The 19,593-nt window shown below is 52.0% G+C and carries 25 protein-coding genes and 1 tRNA gene; 23 read left to right on the top strand and 3 right to left on the bottom strand.

Annotation, left to right across the window (positions count from 1 at the left end):
- Window positions 1-117: 117 nt before the first annotated feature.
- The 3 genes from rpmE to coaE all read right to left on the bottom strand — a co-directional run bounded on the left by rpmE (window position 118) and on the right by coaE (window position 2,718).
- Window positions 118-339 carry a 50S ribosomal protein L31 gene (rpmE, locus tag U5L07_00460; protein MDZ7830201.1) on the bottom strand — a complete coding sequence of 74 codons (222 nt, stop codon included), beginning with the start codon at window positions 337-339 and terminating at the stop codon, window positions 118-120.
- Between the two features lie 48 nt (window positions 340-387).
- Window positions 388-1,638 (bottom strand): transcription termination factor Rho, encoded by a 1,251-nt coding sequence (rho, locus tag U5L07_00455; GenBank protein MDZ7830200.1) that lies wholly within the window; start codon window positions 1,636-1,638, stop codon window positions 388-390.
- A gap of 330 nt (window positions 1,639-1,968) precedes the next feature.
- Window positions 1,969-2,718 (bottom strand): dephospho-CoA kinase, encoded by a 750-nt coding sequence (gene coaE / locus U5L07_00450; protein ID MDZ7830199.1) that lies wholly within the window; start codon window positions 2,716-2,718, stop codon window positions 1,969-1,971.
- A gap of 125 nt (window positions 2,719-2,843) precedes the next feature.
- On the opposite strand from coaE, the gene U5L07_00445 reads away from it, so the two are divergent.
- The 23 genes from U5L07_00445 (at window position 2,844) to atpE (ending at window position 19,570) form a co-directional block, all read left to right on the top strand.
- A complete protein-coding gene (locus U5L07_00445) occupies window positions 2,844-4,214 on the top strand; it encodes an HD domain-containing protein (protein ID MDZ7830198.1) in 1,371 nt (456 codons plus the stop codon).
- A gap of 170 nt (window positions 4,215-4,384) precedes the next feature.
- Window positions 4,385-5,062 (top strand): adenylate kinase, encoded by a 678-nt coding sequence (locus tag U5L07_00440; GenBank protein ID MDZ7830197.1) that lies wholly within the window; start codon window positions 4,385-4,387, stop codon window positions 5,060-5,062.
- A 77-nt stretch (window positions 5,063-5,139) separates the two neighbouring features.
- A complete protein-coding gene (locus U5L07_00435; GenBank protein MDZ7830196.1) occupies window positions 5,140-5,643 on the top strand; it encodes a four helix bundle protein in 504 nt (167 codons plus the stop codon).
- Between the two features lie 138 nt (window positions 5,644-5,781).
- Window positions 5,782-6,015, top strand: a complete 234-nt coding sequence (gene rpsU / locus U5L07_00430) for a 30S ribosomal protein S21 (GenBank protein ID MDZ7830195.1) — start codon at window positions 5,782-5,784, stop codon at window positions 6,013-6,015.
- A gap of 113 nt (window positions 6,016-6,128) precedes the next feature.
- The gene (locus U5L07_00425; protein MDZ7830194.1) at window positions 6,129-7,415 is read left to right on the top strand and encodes a folylpolyglutamate synthase/dihydrofolate synthase family protein; all 1,287 of its coding nucleotides are present in this window, start codon (window positions 6,129-6,131) and stop codon (window positions 7,413-7,415) included.
- A gap of 89 nt (window positions 7,416-7,504) precedes the next feature.
- Window positions 7,505-7,580, top strand: a tRNA-Arg gene (locus U5L07_00420).
- 288 nt (window positions 7,581-7,868) lie between these two features.
- Window positions 7,869-8,042 (top strand): Trm112 family protein, encoded by a 174-nt coding sequence (locus U5L07_00415; protein MDZ7830193.1) that lies wholly within the window; start codon window positions 7,869-7,871, stop codon window positions 8,040-8,042.
- Between the two features lie 16 nt (window positions 8,043-8,058).
- A complete protein-coding gene (locus tag U5L07_00410; protein ID MDZ7830192.1) occupies window positions 8,059-8,595 on the top strand; it encodes a DUF4416 family protein in 537 nt (178 codons plus the stop codon).
- A complete protein-coding gene (locus U5L07_00405; GenBank protein MDZ7830191.1) occupies window positions 8,592-9,473 on the top strand; it encodes a YicC/YloC family endoribonuclease in 882 nt (293 codons plus the stop codon). The genes U5L07_00410 and U5L07_00405 overlap by 4 nt, the downstream gene beginning before the upstream one ends.
- A 16-nt stretch (window positions 9,474-9,489) precedes the next feature.
- Window positions 9,490-9,768: a DUF370 domain-containing protein gene (locus U5L07_00400; GenBank protein MDZ7830190.1), complete on the top strand. Its 279-nt coding sequence runs from the start codon at window positions 9,490-9,492 to the stop codon at window positions 9,766-9,768.
- Window positions 9,731-10,348: a guanylate kinase gene (gmk, locus tag U5L07_00395; protein MDZ7830189.1), complete on the top strand. Its 618-nt coding sequence runs from the start codon at window positions 9,731-9,733 to the stop codon at window positions 10,346-10,348. The genes U5L07_00400 and gmk overlap by 38 nt, the downstream gene beginning before the upstream one ends.
- Window positions 10,349-10,648: 300 nt before the next feature.
- Complete coding sequence (rlmB, locus tag U5L07_00390) at window positions 10,649-11,389, top strand: 23S rRNA (guanosine(2251)-2'-O)-methyltransferase RlmB (protein ID MDZ7830188.1); 741 nt, start codon at window positions 10,649-10,651, stop codon at window positions 11,387-11,389.
- A gap of 200 nt (window positions 11,390-11,589) precedes the next feature.
- Window positions 11,590-12,825 carry an NADP-dependent isocitrate dehydrogenase gene (gene icd, locus U5L07_00385; protein MDZ7830187.1) on the top strand — a complete coding sequence of 412 codons (1,236 nt, stop codon included), beginning with the start codon at window positions 11,590-11,592 and terminating at the stop codon, window positions 12,823-12,825.
- On the top strand, window positions 12,794-13,639 hold the full coding sequence (locus tag U5L07_00380) for a ComF family protein (GenBank protein ID MDZ7830186.1): 846 nt from the start codon (window positions 12,794-12,796) through the stop codon (window positions 13,637-13,639). The genes icd and U5L07_00380 overlap by 32 nt, the downstream gene beginning before the upstream one ends.
- Window positions 13,640-13,698: 59 nt before the next feature.
- The gene (locus tag U5L07_00375) at window positions 13,699-14,484 is read left to right on the top strand and encodes a carbon-nitrogen family hydrolase (GenBank protein MDZ7830185.1); all 786 of its coding nucleotides are present in this window, start codon (window positions 13,699-13,701) and stop codon (window positions 14,482-14,484) included.
- Complete coding sequence (gene rfaE2 / locus U5L07_00370) at window positions 14,474-14,956, top strand: D-glycero-beta-D-manno-heptose 1-phosphate adenylyltransferase (GenBank protein ID MDZ7830184.1); 483 nt, start codon at window positions 14,474-14,476, stop codon at window positions 14,954-14,956. Before U5L07_00375 ends, rfaE2 begins: the two co-directional genes overlap by 11 nt.
- A gap of 116 nt (window positions 14,957-15,072) precedes the next feature.
- Window positions 15,073-15,843, top strand: a complete 771-nt coding sequence (gene pgeF / locus U5L07_00365) for a peptidoglycan editing factor PgeF (GenBank protein MDZ7830183.1) — start codon at window positions 15,073-15,075, stop codon at window positions 15,841-15,843.
- Between the two features lie 16 nt (window positions 15,844-15,859).
- The gene (locus U5L07_00360; GenBank protein MDZ7830182.1) at window positions 15,860-16,666 is read left to right on the top strand and encodes a dihydroorotate dehydrogenase electron transfer subunit; all 807 of its coding nucleotides are present in this window, start codon (window positions 15,860-15,862) and stop codon (window positions 16,664-16,666) included.
- A 54-nt stretch (window positions 16,667-16,720) separates the two neighbouring features.
- Complete coding sequence (gene selD / locus U5L07_00355; protein MDZ7830181.1) at window positions 16,721-17,779, top strand: selenide, water dikinase SelD; 1,059 nt, start codon at window positions 16,721-16,723, stop codon at window positions 17,777-17,779.
- A 115-nt stretch (window positions 17,780-17,894) separates the two neighbouring features.
- Window positions 17,895-18,116 (top strand): AtpZ/AtpI family protein, encoded by a 222-nt coding sequence (locus U5L07_00350; GenBank protein MDZ7830180.1) that lies wholly within the window; start codon window positions 17,895-17,897, stop codon window positions 18,114-18,116.
- Between the two features lie 4 nt (window positions 18,117-18,120).
- The gene (locus tag U5L07_00345; GenBank protein ID MDZ7830179.1) at window positions 18,121-18,507 is read left to right on the top strand and encodes an ATP synthase subunit I; all 387 of its coding nucleotides are present in this window, start codon (window positions 18,121-18,123) and stop codon (window positions 18,505-18,507) included.
- Window position 18,508: 1 nt separating this feature from the next.
- Window positions 18,509-19,198 (top strand): F0F1 ATP synthase subunit A, encoded by a 690-nt coding sequence (gene atpB, locus U5L07_00340; GenBank protein ID MDZ7830178.1) that lies wholly within the window; start codon window positions 18,509-18,511, stop codon window positions 19,196-19,198.
- A 90-nt stretch (window positions 19,199-19,288) separates the two neighbouring features.
- On the top strand, window positions 19,289-19,570 hold the full coding sequence (atpE, locus tag U5L07_00335; GenBank protein MDZ7830177.1) for an ATP synthase F0 subunit C: 282 nt from the start codon (window positions 19,289-19,291) through the stop codon (window positions 19,568-19,570).
- Window positions 19,571-19,593: the final 23 nt, after the last annotated feature.

Here is a 19,593-nt window from a genome sequence, read left to right as displayed (position 1 = left end):
CTACAAAATGTCGGCATTGTCGCGATAGGGCGGGCCACCGTGCCCGCCTGAAAAATAGATAGAACAAATTTACCGTGCCAGGATTTGGACTCCCACATTAAAAGAATTTGGGATAGGCTATTTTTTCTTGTTTTGATCCTGATAATTGCCGTATTTTCTGCGGAACCGCTCGATCCGGCCGGCAGAGTCAACCAGTTTCTGCTTGCCGGTATAAAACGGATGGCATTTGGAACAGATTTCCACCGAAATATTGTCCTTGGTGGAGCCAATCGCCAATTCATTGCCGCATGCACATCGAATGGTGGTTTCCTTGTAATCCGGATGGATTTCCTTTTTCATATGAACACCTCTTTTATGAACACCTCTTTTTGATTATTCACCATTATCCTATGAATTCATGGAATCCAGAAATTCCTTGTTCGTTTTTGTGCCCTGCATTTTATCCAGTAAAAACTCCAGACTGTCAACAGGATTTAATGTGGCCAGAAGCTTTCTTAAGATCCAGACCCGGTTTAAAGCTTCCTGATCCAAAAGCAGTTCCTCCTTGCGGGTGGCGGATTTATTGAGGTCAATGGCCGGATACATCCGCCGGTCCGCCAGGCGGCGATCCAGCTGCACTTCCATGTTGCCGGTACCTTTAAACTCCTCGAAAATGACCTCATCCATTCGGCTGCCCGTATCCACCAGGGCGGTGGCGATAATTGAGAGGCTCCCGCCTTCCTCAACATTTCTGGCCGCACCGAAAAACCGCTTGGGCCGATGCAGGGCATTGGAGTCCACCCCGCCGGATAAAATCTTGCCGCTGGGCGGCATGACCGTATTGTACGCCCGGGCCAGCCGCGTAATGCTATCCAGCAATATAACCACGTTCTGCTTATGTTCAACCAGGCGTTTGGCTTTTTCAATAACCATTTCCGCCACCTGGATATGGCGTTCCGCCGGCTCGTCAAAAGTGGAACTTACCACTTCGGCATCGACCGAGCGCTCCATGTCGGTAACCTCCTCCGGCCGCTCATCAATCAGCACCACAAAGGGCACGACATTCTTTTTGTGACTGGTGATGATGCTGTTGGCGATATTTTTTAAAATCATGGTCTTACCGGCGCGGGGGGGCGAGACGATCAGCCCGCGCTGGCCGAAGCCGACCGGGGTTAAAAGATCCATGATTCGGGTGGTATAGTTGTCCCGGGCAGTTTCGAGCTTCATCTTCTTTGTGGGAAAGAGCGGGGTCAGGTTGTCGAAAAGAATTTTTTCGCGGGCGAGTTCCGGCTCCTCAAAATTGATGGCCTCGACTTTGAGCAGGGCAAAATACCGCTCCGACTCCTTGGGCTGGCGGATCTGGCCGGACACCGTATCCCCGGTACGCAGGTTGAAGCGCCGAATCTGGGAGGGTGACACATAAATATCGTCAGGGCCCGGAAGGTAATTGCAATCCGGTGAGCGCAGGAATCCAAACCCGTCCGGCAATACCTCCAGGGTCCCCTCCCCGTAGATAAACCCGTTTTGTTCGATATGGGCCTGCAGCAAAGAAAAAATCAGTTCCTGCTTTCGCATTCCCCCGGCGTTATCGATATTAAACTTTTTTGCCATCCGGGTCAGTTCATTGATCTTTTTGTTTTTTAATTCAACGACATTCATTAAACGATTACCTCGCCATCCTTTAAAATTAGATAAATAGACTATAAATTAGATTATAAGATCGGTTTAGGTTCAGACGGATGCCAGCCTTATTTCCGATGGGCGCCGGTTTAACCCGAAGCCTGCGCCGGACCGGCAGCACACCTATGGATATTATAACCCACAGACACAAACCAACTGACATTCTGTTGATACTGTAAGACCTGAGTTCATGAGTTTTTTAAGGAACTATGCACCGCTCTGATTGATCGTATACGTAGCAATAGGATACGTACCATAGGCAGGTATTTTAATTTAAGTTAACTGCTTAAAGAACCCCTGTCAACAATTTTAGGTTTTTTTTACCCGCGCCATAAACTTTTGATGAAATTGATCTACGGACTTAATGGTGTCTTCAATGCGGCCGGAGTTATCAATGACGTAATCGGATCTTTTCTGCTTTTCTTCCTCGGGCCACTGGATCCGCATCAGCGCTTCGGCATCCTCACGGCTGATCTGATCCCGCGCCATAAGCCGCCTGATCCGCTCTTCCCGATCAACGCTGATGGTCAGAATATAGTCGAAATAGCCTTCCATGCCCGCCTCAAACAAGAGCGGCACTTCCACCGCAACCACCTCGGCGCCGGCTTCAGCGGCGGCCATATAATCCTCGACCATCAGGCGAAAGACTTCGGGATGAACAAAGCTCTCAAGGGTCTGCTTTTTTTCCTGATTTTTTAAAATCAACTGACGCAGCCTTGCCCGATTGATGCACTTATCGTCATCGAGAATACCGGTGCCAAAGTTTTCTACGATCTTTTCATAGGCCGGCATACCGGGCAGCACAGCACGGCGGGCCAGTTCATCCGCCAGAATGACGCTTACGCCATGGGAGCGAAGCCGTTCACATACAACGCTTTTGCCGGAACCGGCGCCACCGGTAACCCCTAAGCGCAAGGGCTGGCTGCTGTTTTCCCCCATATCTGACTTCAGCCTTTCATTGAAAATCCCAACGGTCTCGGTGTATAAATGAAAAAGGCGGCGGGGATAGTGTACGGTTTTTGCCGGGGACTGATTGAGGCTGTCCGATACCGCCGTCAAGAAAACCGCGTAACCCCGGGCTTCTGTGAATAAAGTTTAAAAAAGAGGACTTCATAATAAATAATGGTATATAAATCAATAAAAAAATTAATGGGCTTGATGAAAAATTCCAAAAAAATCCGATGATGATGCTGCCCCGAGTGATACCCAATGCGCCCGGTGCCTTTTTAGTCGGCGGCACGGTTCGCGATATGCTGCTGGGCAGACAGCCCACTGACTATGATATCGCCGCGCCAAAACCTTGTGAACCCCTGGCCCGAAAGATTGCTGAAAATGCAGGCAGCCGAATGATCGTACTTGGCAAGCCGGATTTTTCAATATACCGAATCGTTTCCGGCGAATTGACATTTGATGTGGCACCGATTGAAGGAGATAGTATTTATGACGATTTGAAACGGCGGGACTTTACCGTTAATGCCATGGCATGGGATATGGGAAAAAGGCGATTCATCGATATTTTTAATGGGCTGACGGATCTTAAGGCACGGCGTATCCGGATGGTCTCTGAAGAAAACCTTCGGGCCGATCCGGTACGGCTGCTCCGGGCATTCCGGCATGCCGCCCTGTTAGGGTTTGAAATCGAGGCGCCCACCAAAGCCGCAATTACCCAACATGCCGGCCGAATCAAGCATACGGCGGGCGAACGGGTCAGGGAAGAACTGATAAAACTGCTGGCCTGCCCGCAAAGCCACTCCTGTCTGCGTGAAATGGACGAGACCAAACTTCTCACTGAAATATTTGACGAATTGCAGCCGTTAAAAACCTGCACACAGAATGCCCATCACACTTTTGACGCATTTGAACACACCATGGCGGCTTACTTTCAGCTTGAAAAGCTTCTGAGTTCCCTGAACACGATGTTTGAAAAAGCCGCGGTTCTGCCGGAGCCCCTGCTTCATGACCCGGCCCGCTTAAAACTGGCAATGCTTTTGCACGATATCGGCAAACCCCGGGCCCGCACCACAGATAAAGACGGCGCCGCCCATTTTTATAACCATGAAGCCCTCGGCGCGGATATGCTCCGCCCCATCAGCCGACGGCTAAAACTTGCAAACGAATGGTCCGCCTACCTGGATTTTATCATCCGAAACCATTTAAGACCGCTGCACCTGTTCATGGCGCATCAGCAGCAAACCCTGACATGCAAGGGCATTGCCCGCTTTTTTATGAAATCCCGGGGCCCTGCTGTTGATCTGCTGATACACGCCATGGCCGATGCCCGGGGCAAAAAAAATGAGGAGCGGCTGACGGAAACGTTTGAGCGCTTCTGCCGGGATCTCGTGTATACCTATCTGCTTGACTTTGCAGAAAAAGCCAAACAGCCGCCCCTGATAAACGGCCATGACCTGATCGGAGAACTCAATCTGACCCCCTCGCCGCTGTTTAATAAACTGCTTGCCCGTATTGAAGAAAAACGGCTGGCCGGCCGCCTCCAGAGCCGGGCCGAAGCCCTGGAATGGATTAAAAATTTTATCAAACGCCACAACCTTATTTGACCTAAATTGTATCTGGGGCAAACTTGAAAATCGCTCAATTTAGGTCGCTCAATTTAGGTTGACAGGGCGGGATGTTTCTATTATGAGAATAGTTTTATCAAATTTTTTGCAAATCGTGCATTAAAGGGTTTATTCGGGATTTATCGATATTTAAAAAAGGAGAAAGCCAGATGAACATTTTATTTTTCGGTCCGAACGGCAGCGGCAAGGGTACGCAGGGCGCTATTTTAAAGAAAAAATACAACATCCCCCATATCGAATCCGGCGCCATTTTCAGAGAAAATATCAAAGGCGGCACCGAACTGGGCAAACAGGCCAAGGCCTACATCGACAAAGGTGATCTGGTCCCCGATGATATCACCATCCCGATGATTCTTGACCGGCTGAAAGAAGATGACTGCAAAAACGGCTGGCTCCTGGACGGATTCCCCCGGAATAAAAACCAGGCGGTAAAACTTCATGAGGCCTTGAAAAAAGAAAACATGAAACTCGATGTCGTCATTGAAATGGAGCTTGACCGGGAAATCGCCAAAAACCGGATCATGGGCCGCCGCCTTTGCGTCAATGACAACAATCATCCAAACAATATCTATATTGATGCCATCAAGCCGGATGGCGACAAATGCCGGGTATGCGGCGGCGAACTTTCCAAACGCGATGACGACCAGGACGAGGCGGCCATCGACAAGCGTCATGCTATCTACTATGATGATACGGAAGGCACGCTGGCAGCCGCCTATTATTTCCGGGACATTGCCGATCAGGAAGGCATCAAGTACATCACGCTTGATGGCAAGGCCAGCGTGGATGAAGTGGCGGATGAACTGGTTAAAAAGCTTGAGGCCTGATCCGGCTGCGCTAAATTTGTTCTGTTTTGTAAGGCGGAATTTTGCAGGGTCGGCCACCGCGCCGACCCACGGCTAATTTGTTCTGTATCCAAATCGAAATCGCTATCGGGATCGAAATCGAAAAAAATATGACCCTTGGACGCGAAAAACTGGACGTCTATCGCCTTTCAATAGGCTACGTTGCATGGGTTTACGAGAAGGCCGACAGCCTGAACGGAGTCCATCGGCCCGCCCGGGATCAATGGCTTCGGGCCAGCCAGTCGATACCGCTCAATATCGCCGAAGGTAATGGCAAGACCGCGGAAGCCGACCGAAGGCGTTATTTCGAAATCGCTCGTGGCTCCGCGCTTGAGTGCGCGGCGATTCAAGATGTGCTGGTTGTCGGCAAGGCGCTGGACAAGATGGAAAGCCGGAACCGCAAGGATGAACTCGACCGTATGGCCGCGATGCTCAGCCGTCTCGGCGGAAGAGGATACCAAGTTCGAGAGGATCAGGAAGTCTACAGCATCGATTTCGATCCCGATAGCGATTTCGATCCCGATTTCGATCCCGATAGCGAAGAAAACGAATCCCAACCTTAGCGTTAACAGGACCGGGGGTATGGATTTTGCGGTTAGAACAAATTAGCCGTGCGCGCCGACCACCTGTGCTTGAAATTTTTGTATATATGTTTTAATTTTGAGTTTTGAAGTAAATATACTGTAAAGGGGGCGAAATTTTTGAAAGAAATCTCGGTTCGCGTCGACGACAATGATGTCGAACGGGCACTTCGCGTTTTGAAGAAAAAAATTCAAAACGACGGATTGTTCAAACGACTCAAAATGAAGAAGAACTATGAGAAACCGACCGAGTACCGACGGCGTAAACGCAGGGAAGCGCTTCGGCGTCAGCGGATTGCCGAAGCCAAACGGCAGAAACGCTACCAGCGGTACCGCAAGACAAAGCGCTCTTAGTTTTTGAACGATTTCAAGCTCGTTTAGCCCGGTCAGCCGGATTACCGCTGACCGGGTTTTTTATGTGCCTGTCTGCTCGGACGTATCATCGATAATCAAATGGCTGTTAAAGAATGGACCAGAATCGCTATCAGCAATGCCTGACTGAAATGTATGGCCTCAGGCGCTTTGGCATTATCCTGGGGCTGGATATTATCCGCGGCATGTTGGAAAATCTGGGCAATCCCCAGCATCAGTTTTTAACCATCCACATCGCCGGCACAAACGGCAAGGGATCTATTGCTTCGGCAATGGCCAACATTCTATTTCATGCCGGCTACCGGGTGGGACTCTACACTTCGCCTCACCTGGTAAGGTTTAACGAACGCATCCGTATCAATAATGAGGAAATCCCAAATCAGGGGGTAGTGGATGCCTATGAAGCCGCTAAAAAAGCCCATCACGGCGACAGGGAAGCTACCTTTTTCGAGTATACCACGGCCATGGCGCTTTACGCTTTTGCTGCGGAAAATGTGGATTGGGCGGTGGTTGAAACCGGTATGGGCGGGCGCCTGGATGCGACCAACATTCTTCAACCGGAAATTTCTATTATATCCAATATCTCCATGGAACACCGCGACTATCTCGGCCACAGCATTGCCGCCATTGCCGGGGAAAAGGCCGGCATTATTAAGCCGCACACGCCGGTCATCACCGGCGCCAGACAGAAGGCGGCTGTTGAGGTTATCCGGCAGACGGCCGCGGCCTGCGATGCCCCATTCTATCGGATAGGCGAACACTTTCGGGTGCGGCGAACCCCCGGGACCGGGACATTTACCTATTACGGTATTGAGCATGTCTGGCCGAATATGCAGACCCGTCTGACCGGAAACCACCAGATCGACAATGCCGCCATTGTGCTGGCCGCCTGTGAAATTCTAAACTGTAAACATGCCATTGATTTTTCCGCCATTCAGACCGGTCTGAAGACCAATCATTGGCCGGGGCGTTTAGAAATGCGTTATACCCGGCCCCGGATCCTTATTGACGGGGCCCATAATCTTATGGCCGCCCGGCATTTGGCCAGATTCTTAAAAAAGCAGATGGCGGATCGCAAAATCACTCTGGTCATCGGCATCCTGGATGACAAGCCCTATAGATCCATGCTGCAGTCCATTCTGCCGCAATGCCACCGGGCCGTATTCACCCGCCCCGGAATCGATCGCAGTCTTCCGGCTGAAACCCTTGCGCAGATCGGGCGGGACCTGATACCGGACTTTGATGTAATTTCGGATGTTGCGGAAGCGGTGGCGCATGCTTACCGTATAACCGAAGCAGACGATCTGATCTGTATTGCCGGCTCGCTCTATGTGGTGGGCGAGGCGAGTGCGGCGCTTGATGAGATGCAATTGAGCGCATGATTTTTCTAAAATCATGCTTGACGACGGCCCATCGGTTCATGTAATTGATACCTAAATTGAAAATCGCTCAATTTAGGTGATACCCAAGCGCGCCCGTGGCCCAGTGGATAGGGCGTCAGCCTCCGGAGCTGAAGATCGCAGGTTCGAATCCTGCCGGGCGTACCACCCCATCTTTTCATTTTCTTTTAGGTTTTGGCAATCGTTAGGGATCTCCGCTCACGTTAAATTTGTTCTATCTATTTTTCAGGCGGGCACGGTGGCCCGCCCTACGCGACAATGCCGACATTTTGTAGGGTCGGCCACCGTGCCGACCTTACATGCGAACAACCCCATGGCTATAGGGTTGTTCGCCAGAACAAATTCATCGTGGATCTCCGTGAATGATCATTGCAAACCGGCCTGCCCTCTGCTATGTAGTTTTTTTTATTATTTCGCGCCAAAGGAGGCTTAAAAATGGCTGTGAGCCAGGAACTGCTGGATATCCTCGTGTGCCCCAAATGCAAGGGGCCCATCCATCTGAATGAATCCCGGGACGGCTTGATATGCGACCACTGCAAGCTCATGTATGAAATCCGGGATGATATTCCGGTGATGTTAATCGACGAGGCCCAACCCTTGGACGAATAAAGCCGGGACGTATCTGATGAGCCGGCCCGTGCCGCCAAAGTCCGCCAAGCTGATTATCGGCCTGTTTACAAACCATACCCGCCTGGTTCAGCCGGTATTTGAGCGGCTTCAGGATAAATTCGGGCCGATTGATATCATCAGCCGCAGGTTTTCATTCAACTGGACCGACTACTATGAACCGGAAATGGGCGCCGGTCTTTGCCGGCGGATGACCGCATTCGGCCCGCACATTAACCAGGCCGATCTGCCGGATATCAAGCTCTACACCAATGCCATCGAAACGGACTACACGGCAGCCGGCAAGCGGCAAATAAACATTGATCCCGGCTATCTGCTGGCTGAGCGGTTTGTCCTGGCAACGGGTAAAAACTATACCCATCGCATCTATCTCGGTAAAAATATATATGCGGATCTGACGCTCATTTATCAGAACGGCAGATTTCAACCCCTGCCCTGGACCTATCCGGATTATACGGAAGCCCGGATGCGTGAGTTTTTAACCCGGGCGCGCAGCAAATACCTTAAAGATTTGAAAGCGGACGGACGCCTATGATTCGAAGCATGACCGCCTATGCTGACACGGAGCTGACCATTGATCAAACCCGTGTGACAATGGAAATCCGCGGCTACAACAGCCGGTACCTGGATTTTACCTTCCGGATTCCCCCCAACTACCAGTTTCTGGAAGAAAAAATCCGGCTGGCGGTTTCGGAAAAAATCAGCCGGGGACGTATTGAAATCAAGCTTTCCATCCAGTCGGTTTCAGAGGCGCCCGAAGCCTTTGAAGTGAACAAATCCATGGCCGAAGGCTATTATGCCGCCCTAAAAACGCTAAAGGAACATTTACATCTTGAGGAACCTGTCCCGTTAAGCCTGCTTGCCGCCAAATCCGGCGTCATCGAACCCGCAAAGACGGAAGTTGAGGCCGAGACCATCTGGGCGGCCGTATCAGAGGCCCTGGAGCGGGTCCTTGCCGAATTCATGGACATGAAAACCGCGGAGGGCAAAAATATTGCCGCAGATCTTGAGAAACGGCTGCAAACCATAAACGGTATGATCCAGAAAATTGAAAGCCGGTCTTCGGGACTTCTGGAAGTCTATCAGGAACGCTTAAAGGAACGGATCAACACCCTGACCCATGGCATGATCGATGTGGATAACGCCCGGATCGCCCAGGAGGCCGCATTTCTTGCGGACAAAAGCGACATTTCGGAAGAAATCGTCCGCGCCAAAAGCCATCTGGATCAATTCGAACAACTCATGACCGGCCTGGAACCCGCCGGCCGGTCACTTAATTTTCTGCTTCAGGAATTTAACCGGGAATTTAACACCATGGGCAGTAAAGCCGGCCATGCGGAAATTTCTCATACCATTGTGGCCGCAAAAACCGAACTGGAAAAAATCCGCGAACAGGTGCAAAACATTGAGTGATACAGGAGTATCAAACATGTCCTACGAATTGCTGAACATCGGTTTTGGAAGTTATGTGATTGCCGATCAGGTCCTTGCCATTGTATCACCCAATTCAGCGCCGATGAAACGGCTGAAAGAGGAGGCCAAAGAGGAAGGCCGGCTGATTGATGGAACTTTTGGCCGCCGCACCCGCTCGATCATTCTGATGAAAAACAATCATGTCTTTTTATCCGCAACTCAGACGGACACCATCGCCCAGCGGCTCTCGGTGTTGAATGAAAAGAAAAAAAATGGCGGAAAACCGCAAGGCTAAAAGCCGGGAACAATCCCATAAAGGGCGCCTGTTTATCGTTTCAGCGCCCTCAGGGGCCGGCAAATCAACGCTTTGTCAGGCCGCGCGCGAACAGTTTTCGGACCTAATCTACTCGATATCCTTTACCACCCGTGCCCCGCGAACCAGTGAAAAACACGGCGTGGATTATTTCTTTATCTCAAAGGCCGAGTTTGAAAAACGCATCCAGCAGGGCGATTGGGCGGAATGGGCCAATGTGCATGGGCACTATTACGGCACATCCGCTTCGTTTTTGAGCCAGCAGCTCTCTTCCGGCCGACGGGTGCTGCTGGATATTGATGTCCAGGGCGCGCGGCAGATTCTAAAACAGTTTCCCGACAGTGTGACGATATTTATCATGCCCCCTGCCCTTGAAGTGCTTCGCGAGCGGCTTGAAAAGCGGGGGGGAGATGATCCGGAAACCATCAAAAAACGCCTGAATGCGGCAAAAGCGGAAATCGCCCAAAAAGATCTCTATCAGCACGTCATTGTCAACGACCAGCTGGATAAAGCAGTGGCCGCGTTTTGCGATATTATTTCGCGCTATCCGCCCCGGTCCTGAGACGGGATGGTGCATGAACCTAAGTTGAGCGATTTTCAAGCTTTGCCGCAGATACGATGTAAAATCCCCCTAAATCCCCCTTTGGCAAAGGGGGACTTAAAGGAAATCGCCTTTTTTTATAGGCCTTTTCCAAAGCCAAAACCAAAGGCCCTGAGACACTTATGCACTGAGTTTGTATAACCGTTGAACCATGAACTGTGAACCGTGAACCTTAAATTATGTATAATTATAAAGGGTTGGTTTCATTGACCTTATACCCTATACCTTAAACCGTGAGGTTACTTAGAAGGAAAATCTGTTTTGCCCCCCCGCGGACACGACATATTATACGGCATCCACCCGGTGGCAGAGGCGCTTTCAGCCGGCCGCCGAAGGTTCGAAGAAATATTTGTGATAAAGGATAAGCCGGGCGCCCGGATTGAAGAAATCGTTCGGCAGGGCAGATCCCTCAACCTCCCGATCCGCCCGAGCTCCCGGGATGAGCTGGAAGGTCTGAGCCATACTGACATGCACCAGGGGATTGCCGCCCGCACCAGTCCGTTTCCCGCCACGGACTGGGCTGAAATGCTGATGGCGCCGTCTGATCCGGCGATTTTTCTTCTGCTTGACAGTATTATGGATCCCCAGAACCTGGGCGCCCTGATCCGCACCGCCTTGTGCGTGGGCGTAAAAGGGGTGGTAATTCCCAGGGACCGATCCGCCGGGCCCACACCGGCGGTATCCAAATCCTCGGCCGGTGCGCTTGAGCACATCCGGTTCGCCCAGGTGGTCAACCTGGTAAACGCCATGAAAGACTTGAAAAAAATCGGCGGATGGATTATCGGATTGGATGCAGCCGGTTATCAATCACTTTACGACACCGATTTCACCGGCATGGTGGGGATCGTCATCGGCGGCGAAGGCGGCGGCATACGGCCGCTGGTCAGCCGCGAATGTGATTTTCTTGCGCATATTCCCATGAAAGGGGCAATAAACTCTTTAAATGCCTCGGTGGCCGGCGGTGTCGTGCTTTATGAGGCTTTTCGGCAGCAGAATTTTTAGGTATTAGGTATTGATAGACTCATAAAAAGTCGATTCTGGGACGGCAAAGAAAAAAGTTCAAGATCGCGGCGCGCAAATCCCGAGGAATGCAGCGTACTTGCTCGTACGTGAAATTCCGAGGGATGCAGCGCAACAAAGATATTGGACTTTTTGCGAAGCCGTCAGGTATTAGGAAAAACACTGAAAGGACATAAATTCATATGGAACAGGCGGCAAAAATCAAAATAAACCCGGACGGGACCCTGAATGTCCCGGACCATGTGATCATCCCCTTTATCGAGGGGGACGGCACCGGACCGGACATCTGGCGCGCCACCCGGATTGTCATTGAAGCAGCGGTAAAGACCGCGTATAACGGCGAGAAACAGATTAGCTGGAAAGAACTGCCGGTTGGCGAGAAGGGCTTTCAGCAGACCGGTGAGTATCTTTCCAAAGAAGCCCTGGATACCATCCGCAACCATGTAGTGGCCATTAAGGGGCCGCTCACCACGCCGGTGGGAAAAGGCATTCGAAGCCTGAATGTCTCCATCCGCCAGGAACTCGATCTTTACGCCTGTGTGCGCCCGGTCAAATATCTCGATTCCGTGCCAAGCCCCATGAAACACCCGGAAAGAATCAATATGGTGGTTTTCCGGGAAAACACCGAGGATCTTTACGCCGGCATTGAATGGGCGGCCGGAAGCGATGACGCCCGGGCGGTGGCGGCCTTTTTATCCGACAAGATGGGCGCGAAACTGCCGGAAAACCCGGGTATCGGGATCAAGCCGATCAGTGAGAAAAACACCAAGCGCTTAGTGGCCAAAGCCATCGAATATGCCATTGAGGAGGGATACCCCTCGGTCACCCTGATGCACAAAGGCAATATCATGAAATATACGGAGGGTGCTTTCTGCAGCTGGGGCTATGAGGTGGCGGCTGAACGCTTTGCCGACCAAACCATCACTGAGGCGGAATTTTACAGCGACTATGACGGCCGGCCGGTGTCGGATAAAGTCATCATTAAAGACCGGATCGCGGATATGCTGTTTCAGCAGGTCCTGCTCCGGCCGGAAGAATTCGGCGTTATTGCCACACCCAACCTAAACGGCGACTATATCTCCGATGCCCTGGCCGCCCAGGTCGGCGGCTTAGGCATGGCGCCCGGGGCGAATATCGGAGACAAATGCGCGGTATTTGAAGCCACCCATGGCACGGCACCCAAATATGCGAGACTGGACAAGGTAAACCCCAGCTCTCTGATCCTCTCCGCTGCGATGATGCTTGATCATATGGGATGGAAAAAAGCGGCCGCCCTCATCCGGCAAAACCTGCAGGAAACCATCCGCTCCAGACAAGTGACCTATGATCTGGCCCGGCAGATTGAGGATGCCGCGGAAATGACCTGCTCCGCGTTTGGCGATGCGATTGCAGACTGCAAGATCAATATCGCGGAATAAAGCCTTTGCGCAGGTGGCAGCCGCCTTCAGGGAGGCGCTTTTTCCAAACAAGTGCCTGGCCTGCGGGCGGTTGTTTCACCTAAAATCTTATGAGAGCCCCCCGCCCGCTCTTGACCGGTCCCTGTCGCCGGCGGTTTTTGAAGCCATCATGGCCCCTTGGTTGTGCCCTGACTGCCGCCCGGCATTTTTCCCCATTGAATCGCCCAAGTGCCCCATATGCGGGGTAATGTTTAAAAGCCGGGTGGGTCCGGATCATATTTGCAGCGAGTGCCTCACCCAGAAAATATATTTCGATCATATCCGGTCGGCCGGGGCGTACGACGGCGCCCTGATGAGCACCGTTCATGCCCTGAAATACAATCAGAAAACCCAGTTGTCCCGGCCCCTTGGCCGATTGTTGTTTCATGCCCTGATTTGCTATCCGGAAATCGGAATGCCGGATATGGTTATTCCGGTCCCCCTGCATGCCGGCAAATTAAAAAATCGGGGGTTTAACCAGGCGGCCCTGCTTTTGGCCCAATGGCCGGATTTTTTCCGCCGGCACGGGGATTGGCTGCCGGCGCTCGTCCCTGACGGCAAAATTCTGCGGCGAACGAGAAAAACCCCCACCCAGACCGGATTAAGCCGGCAGGCGCGAAAGGAAAATATCCGGCAGGCGTTTTCACTGGCCGGAAAAAAACGGATCCAGGGGAAAAACCTGCTTTTGATTGATGACGTCTGCACCACCGGGGCGACGGTGAACGAATGCGCCCGCACCCTGAAATACGGCGGTGCGGACTGTGTAAATGTATTGACACTGGCCCGCGCGTCATGAAATGAGAAATCAGGACCTAAACCGCGCGTTTCAATTCACCCGGAAAGGAAAAAGGCCAAATGGGGATTCTGACTGCCGGCATCTATCAGTTTGACATCATGCGGGGCCAAGTGGATGCCAACGTCCGCCGCGCCCTGGCAGGCATTTCCCGGCTGAGCGATCAGGGCGCAGACCTGGCGGTGCTGCCGGAAATGTTTTCAAGCAGCTTCGATTATCCGGCGCTCTCCGAACACGTCCGAAAAACACCGGAAATTATTGAACTCCTGTCCAAAGCGGCGAGAGCCAAATCCCTCGCAATTGCCGGCTCACTGCCTGAAGCGGATGCCGGGGCCATTTACAACACCCTTTATGTAATCGGCAAAGACGGCGATATTGCCGGTAAATACAGAAAGGCGCATCTGTTTTCCATGATCGGCGAGGATAAAAACCTTGAAGCGGGCACCTCCGCTGTGGTCTGCGAAACCGGCGGCCGGCGGTTTGGGCTGATGATCTGTTATGATCTCAGGTTCCCGGAAATCTGCCGCACGCTTGCCTTAAAAGGGGCGGAAGTCGTCATCGTATCCGCCCAATGGCCGGCCGCGCGGATCGATCACTGGGACACGCTGCTTCGGGCCCGGGCCATTGAGAACCAGCTGTTTGTGGTGGCGGCAAACCGTTGCGGGCAGGAGGGGAAATTGATATACCCGGGGCATTCCCAGATAATCTCCCCCCAGGGCGAGGTAATTGCCATGAGCGCATCCCCGGAGTCCGCCACAACAGCCCGGCTTGACCTGACAGAAATTCAAAAATTCCGGAAACAATTTGATTGCCTCTCCGAGAGGGTCCCGTCGATCTATGAGCTCTAAGCTGCTTGACCTGAAAACACTCAAGGCCCGGTTAAACGCCCTGCCCCGTCAGAATTTCCGGATTGTTTTCACCAACGGGTGCTTTGATATTCTGCATGCCGGCCATATCCGGTACCTTGCGACGGCAAAAAATGCCGGGGATATCCTGATCGTGGGGCTTAACACGGATCAGTCCGTTCGATCTATCAAGGGAAATAAACGCCCGATCATCCCCCAGGACCAGCGGGCGGAAGTCCTTGCCGCGATGGCCAGTGTTGATTATGTTATATATTTTGATGAGCCGGATCCATATCAGCTGATTAAGGCAATTATCCCTGATATTCTGGTAAAAGGCGCGGACTGGTCCAAAAGCGACATTATCGGCGCGGACGTGGTGGAAAAAAACGGCGGCCGGATTCTTCAGATACCGTTTGAATTCGATGTATCCACCTCTAAGATTATTGATCGGATTGTGGCGCTTTATGGGGGGTAGAGGGTTTAGGGTTCAGGGTTTAAGTAATGCATGAATCGTACTCGTACTCGTTCTCGTACTCGTAATCGGCTTTAAATTCCTTGAGTACGATCAAGCACCTTGGATTGTAGGTTTGTATGATTGCACACCGCAGAGATGGCATCCTTTATTTTGAGTTTCATTCTCTGGCCGGATTTTCCGGGCTGCGGCACAGCATTTTTACCCGGGCGGGCGGCTGCAGCCAGAGCCCCTATGACAGCTTAAATATGGGGGGGAGCAGCAATGATGAAACAGAGAAGGTTAAACGCAACTGCGCCCTGATACAAGACTGTATCCAAAGCCCCTGGCCGATAGTTTTTGCCAGCCAGGTTCACGGTTCGGAGGTGATTGCCCTCAAACAAGCAGATGGGGGCGCCCCTCCCCTGGAACTGACCGCTGATGCCCTGATCACAGATATTGCCGGCATGCCGATAGGAATTCAGCTGGCGGACTGCCAGGCCATACTCCTGTATGACCCGGTCCGGTCGGTGGCGGCAAACATTCATGCGGGGTGGCGGGGAAGCATCCAAAATATTGCCGGGAAAACGCTCGCGCGCATGCAGTCCGAGTTCTCATGTGAGCCGGCGGATATTTGCGCGGCCGTATCCCCATCGCTTGGCCCCTGCTGCAGCGAATTTAAAAATTATCAAACCGAAATCCCGGAAACATTCTGGCCCTATCGGGACCATCGGAACCATTTTAACTTCTGGGCGATTACCCGGGATCAGCTGACAGGCGCCGGCGTTTTACCGGAAAACATCGAATTTTCAAACATATGCACCCGATGCAATGTCCACCTGTTCTATTCATACCGGAAAAATCCGGAAACCGGCCGATTCGCCGCGGTCATCGCTATTATTGACAAATAGGCGGGCAGAAATAAAAATGCTGCAGGAAACAGCCAAAATCTTATGGAATGAACCGGTTGCAGAGGCCGTATACCGCATGGGACTGACCGGCGGCGTCCAGTACGCGGCCGCAGATCCCGGCCAATTTGTAACGCTTCGCCTGCCGGGCGAATCCACCCCGCTTCTGCGGCGGCCGTTTTCCATCCACCGGGTTCATACAAGCCAGGGCCGGGTTAAACGAATTGAAATCCTATATAAGGCAGTGGGCGATTTTACCCGAAAACTCGCCCGGCAAAAAAAAGGCGATACGCTCGATCTGCTGGGCCCCCTGGGCCATGGGTACACGGTCTCTCCGCACATTCAAAGCGCCGCTTTGGTGGCCGGCGGGATCGGGGTTGCGCCCATGGTTTTTCTGGCTGAAAAACTTAAAAGCGCCGGGACGCTTTTGAAAGACTCCGTGGCCTGCCTGGGGGGGCGATCTGCGGCGGATATTTTATGCGAGGCGGATTTTCAATCCATGGGCATAGAGACGCAAATCGCCACCGAGGACGGCAGTCTCGGCGAAAAGGGCCTGGTCACAACGGTTTTGGCTGACTGGCTTAAAAACAACAAGCCGGACATGATTTATGCCTGCGGTCCCATGCCCATGCTTGATGCGGTTTCATCCATCGCCAGACAGCATGAACGGCCCTGCGAGGTCTCGATTGAAACCATCATGGCCTGCGGGGTGGGCGCATGCCTGGGCTGCGCCATAAAGGACACCGAACACGGCCAAGGATACGGGCATGTATGTATTGACGGGCCGGTGTTTCGGGCGGATAGAGTATTGGGGATTAGGTATTAGGTATTAGGTATTAGGTATTAGGTGTTGGGTGTTGGGTGTTGGGGAAAAAAAATAATGGCTGATGAACCGAAGATCACATACAATCTGACCGAAAAAACCCGGGCTTCCGGGTGAGCGGCCAAGCTGGGTCCGGAGTTGCTGGACAGAATTGTGAGCCGGCTGCCGGTTAAGACCGACCCCCGACTTTTGGTGGGCACCGAAACATCGGATGATGCCGGGGTATATCAAATCAATGCGGATACGGCGCTGATTCAAACCCTGGATTTTTTTACCCCGATTATCGATTCCCCCTATGAGTTCGGCCGGATTGCGGCGGCCAACGCATTGAGCGACGTATACGCCATGGGCGGCGAGCCGATCACGGCCATGAATATCGTCTGTTTTCCGGCTGATGATCTGCCGGAAACCGTGTTACGGGATACCCTGGCCGGCGGCCTGGATGTGGTGCATCAATCCGGCGCCACGCTGGTGGGCGGACACAGCGTGGATGATCCGGAATTCAAATACGGCCTCTCTGTTACCGGCATTGTCCATCCGGAAAAAATCTGGACCAACAGCCATGCACAAACCGGCGACCGATTAATTCTCACCAAGCCCATCGGCACCGGTATCCTGGCCACAGCGGTTAAAGGAAAACTCGCGGATGCGGAAACCATTCAACAGCTGATCGATATCACCACCGCATTAAACAAGGATGCGGCGGAAACCGCACGCGAATTCTCTCCCAGTGCCTGCACGGATATCACCGGCTTCGGCCTGGCCGGGCACCTCCTGGAAATGGCGCGGGCGTCCGGAAAGGAGATGACCCTTGCCATCAGCCGGGTGCCGTTTATCCAGACGGCCCTTTCATTTGCCCGTATGGGATTTTTTCCGGCCGGCGCCTATACCAACAAAAAATACTGCGAAAAAAGTGTCTCCATCGCCGCCGGCATTGATGCCGTTGAAACGGATATGCTGTTTGACCCGCAGACCTCCGGCGGCCTGATTCTTGCGGTGCCCGGTGAAAAAGCCCGGGCAGCGGTTGACGCCCTGAATAAAAAAAATATCGCGGCACAGATCATCGGGGAAGTCACCGGAGAAAAAGAATGCGGGCGTTTAATCATTACCCCATGATTTGCTTGAGGCAAAATTTTAAACCCATTTTTCGTTTTATATTGACGCCAAAGGTAAGCTGTGGTAGCAAATTGAATTTTAATAAAGCGGCAAAACCCGCCTTCAAAGTGGGGGCATGAAAAAAGAAACCCGGCAGATGATAAAGGAGCTGGGCTGGTACAGCGCCCTTGGTTTTTCCGTTGCGCTGTCCGTCTTTATCGGCCTGTTTATCGGTCTGTTTCTGGACAAGGTTTTCGGCACCGCGCCATGGCTCATGTTTTTGTTCCTGGGTTTCGGAATTGTGGCAGGATTCAATAATATTGCGCTTGCCATCAAAAAAGTAAACAAGATGAAATAGCCTGATGACAACACAGCAGCGCTTACTCAAATTTATACTATATGGAAACTGGATTTTACTGGGGATTGCCGGACTGGTCGGATTGGTGTTCGCCCCGTTTGATTTTACCAAAGGCATTATTGCCGGCGGGCTGCTGGTCACCATCAATTTTCATCTGCTTTACCGCACCCTTAAGAAATCGCTGACACCGCCATACCTGGCCTCTCACAGCGTGATGCTGGTCAAGTACTACATTCGGTTCATCGTGAGCGGTATCGTGATTTTTATTTTGCTTTCCGGCGGGTATGTCCATCCCCTGGGATTGTTTGTCGGTCTCTCGGTCGTTGTGGCGAGCATTTTTCTGGCCACCATCAGCGAGGTTAAGAAACTCATATTCAAGGAGGCGATCTGAAGTGGAACATCCGTTTTTACTATTCGTCAAATTATTTGAACTGTTCGGGCTTGGACACTTTGCCCACGAAAATCCCCATGTCATCTATTCCTGGGTGACGATGGCGCTTTTGATCATCCTTGGCCTTATCGGAACAAAAAGCCTCAGCCTGATTCCCAATAAAATGCAGAATGTTCTGGAGCTTGCGGTATCCGGACTTGAAGAGTTCATGGTGGATATCACCGGGGATGAGGGCCGCTGGTTTTTCCCTTTAATTGGTACGATTTTTCTCTATATTTTTATATCCAACATCATGGGCCTGATTCCGGGCTTTTTCCCGGCCACCGCCAACTTAAACACCACCCTGTCCTGCGCGCTGGTGGTTTTTATCTTCACCCATGTAATCGGGGTTAAATATCACGGTATCAAATATATCAAGCATTTCACCGGCCCCATCTGGTGGATGATCCCGATTATCATGCCCATTGAAATCATCGGCCACTTCGCCCGGGTGCTCTCCCTTTCTTTCCGGCTTTTCGGCAACTTGATGGGCCATGAACTCGTGCTGACCATCCTCTTCTTTCTGGCCGGCGCATTCTTCGCCCCGCTGCCGATTATGGTCCTGGGCATCCTTGTCGCGCTGATTCAGGCATTTATCTTCTATATGCTGAGCACCATGTATTTTACAGAGGCCATGGAACACGCACATTAATTGAATTGATTGGTAAATGATAATATTAAGGTTCGCTTTTGGAAGAAGCCGAACGGTTTATAACTCATTAATCACTTAAAGGAGGTTTTAATGGAAGCTCAAGCACTACAGTATTTCATCGCAGCAGTTACCGCCGCAGGGTTCGGCATCGCCATCGCCGCTTTTGGCTGCGGCATTGCCCAGGGTATCGGCCTTCGCTCCGCAGTTGAAGGGATTGCCCGCAACCCCGAATCTTCCGGTAAGGTAACCGTTACCATGCTGATCGGTCTGGCCATGATCGAGTCCCTGTGTATTTATGCACTGGTTATCTCACTGATTTTGATCTATGCCGCACCGATGACAGGCACAGTGACCAAACTGCTGGGCTACTAATTCCGGTTTGACAAAGATCGCAT

The organism is Desulfobacterales bacterium, from assembly GCA_034520365.1.
Taxonomy (GTDB): Bacteria; Desulfobacterota; Desulfobacteria; order Desulfobacterales; family Desulfosalsimonadaceae; genus M55B175.
Note: the sequence above shows the minus strand (reverse complement) of the source record. Positions and strands in the feature narration are given on the sequence as shown.

Coding starts and splice junctions, on each gene's coding strand:
- U5L07_00360 (MDZ7830182.1), top strand. CDS start 15,860: ATGCTGCAGGAAACAGCCAAAATCTTATGGAATGAACCGGTTGCAGAG.
- U5L07_00415 (MDZ7830193.1), top strand. CDS start 7,869: ATGGCTGTGAGCCAGGAACTGCTGGATATCCTCGTGTGCCCCAAATGC.
- U5L07_00400 (MDZ7830190.1), top strand. CDS start 9,490: ATGTCCTACGAATTGCTGAACATCGGTTTTGGAAGTTATGTGATTGCC.
- rfaE2 (MDZ7830184.1), top strand. CDS start 14,474: ATGAGCTCTAAGCTGCTTGACCTGAAAACACTCAAGGCCCGGTTAAAC.
- rpmE (MDZ7830201.1), bottom strand. CDS start 339: ATGAAAAAGGAAATCCATCCGGATTACAAGGAAACCACCATTCGATGT.
- U5L07_00350 (MDZ7830180.1), top strand. CDS start 17,895: ATGAAAAAAGAAACCCGGCAGATGATAAAGGAGCTGGGCTGGTACAGC.
- U5L07_00445 (MDZ7830198.1), top strand. CDS start 2,844: ATGATGCTGCCCCGAGTGATACCCAATGCGCCCGGTGCCTTTTTAGTC.
- U5L07_00405 (MDZ7830191.1), top strand. CDS start 8,592: ATGATTCGAAGCATGACCGCCTATGCTGACACGGAGCTGACCATTGAT.
- U5L07_00375 (MDZ7830185.1), top strand. CDS start 13,699: ATGGGGATTCTGACTGCCGGCATCTATCAGTTTGACATCATGCGGGGC.
- U5L07_00345 (MDZ7830179.1), top strand. CDS start 18,121: ATGACAACACAGCAGCGCTTACTCAAATTTATACTATATGGAAACTGG.
- icd (MDZ7830187.1), top strand. CDS start 11,590: ATGGAACAGGCGGCAAAAATCAAAATAAACCCGGACGGGACCCTGAAT.
- atpE (MDZ7830177.1), top strand. CDS start 19,289: ATGGAAGCTCAAGCACTACAGTATTTCATCGCAGCAGTTACCGCCGCA.
- U5L07_00440 (MDZ7830197.1), top strand. CDS start 4,385: ATGAACATTTTATTTTTCGGTCCGAACGGCAGCGGCAAGGGTACGCAG.
- gmk (MDZ7830189.1), top strand. CDS start 9,731: ATGAAAAGAAAAAAAATGGCGGAAAACCGCAAGGCTAAAAGCCGGGAA.
- pgeF (MDZ7830183.1), top strand. CDS start 15,073: ATGATTGCACACCGCAGAGATGGCATCCTTTATTTTGAGTTTCATTCT.
- rho (MDZ7830200.1), bottom strand. CDS start 1,638: ATGAATGTCGTTGAATTAAAAAACAAAAAGATCAATGAACTGACCCGG.
- U5L07_00425 (MDZ7830194.1), top strand. CDS start 6,129: ATGGACCAGAATCGCTATCAGCAATGCCTGACTGAAATGTATGGCCTC.
- U5L07_00410 (MDZ7830192.1), top strand. CDS start 8,059: ATGAGCCGGCCCGTGCCGCCAAAGTCCGCCAAGCTGATTATCGGCCTG.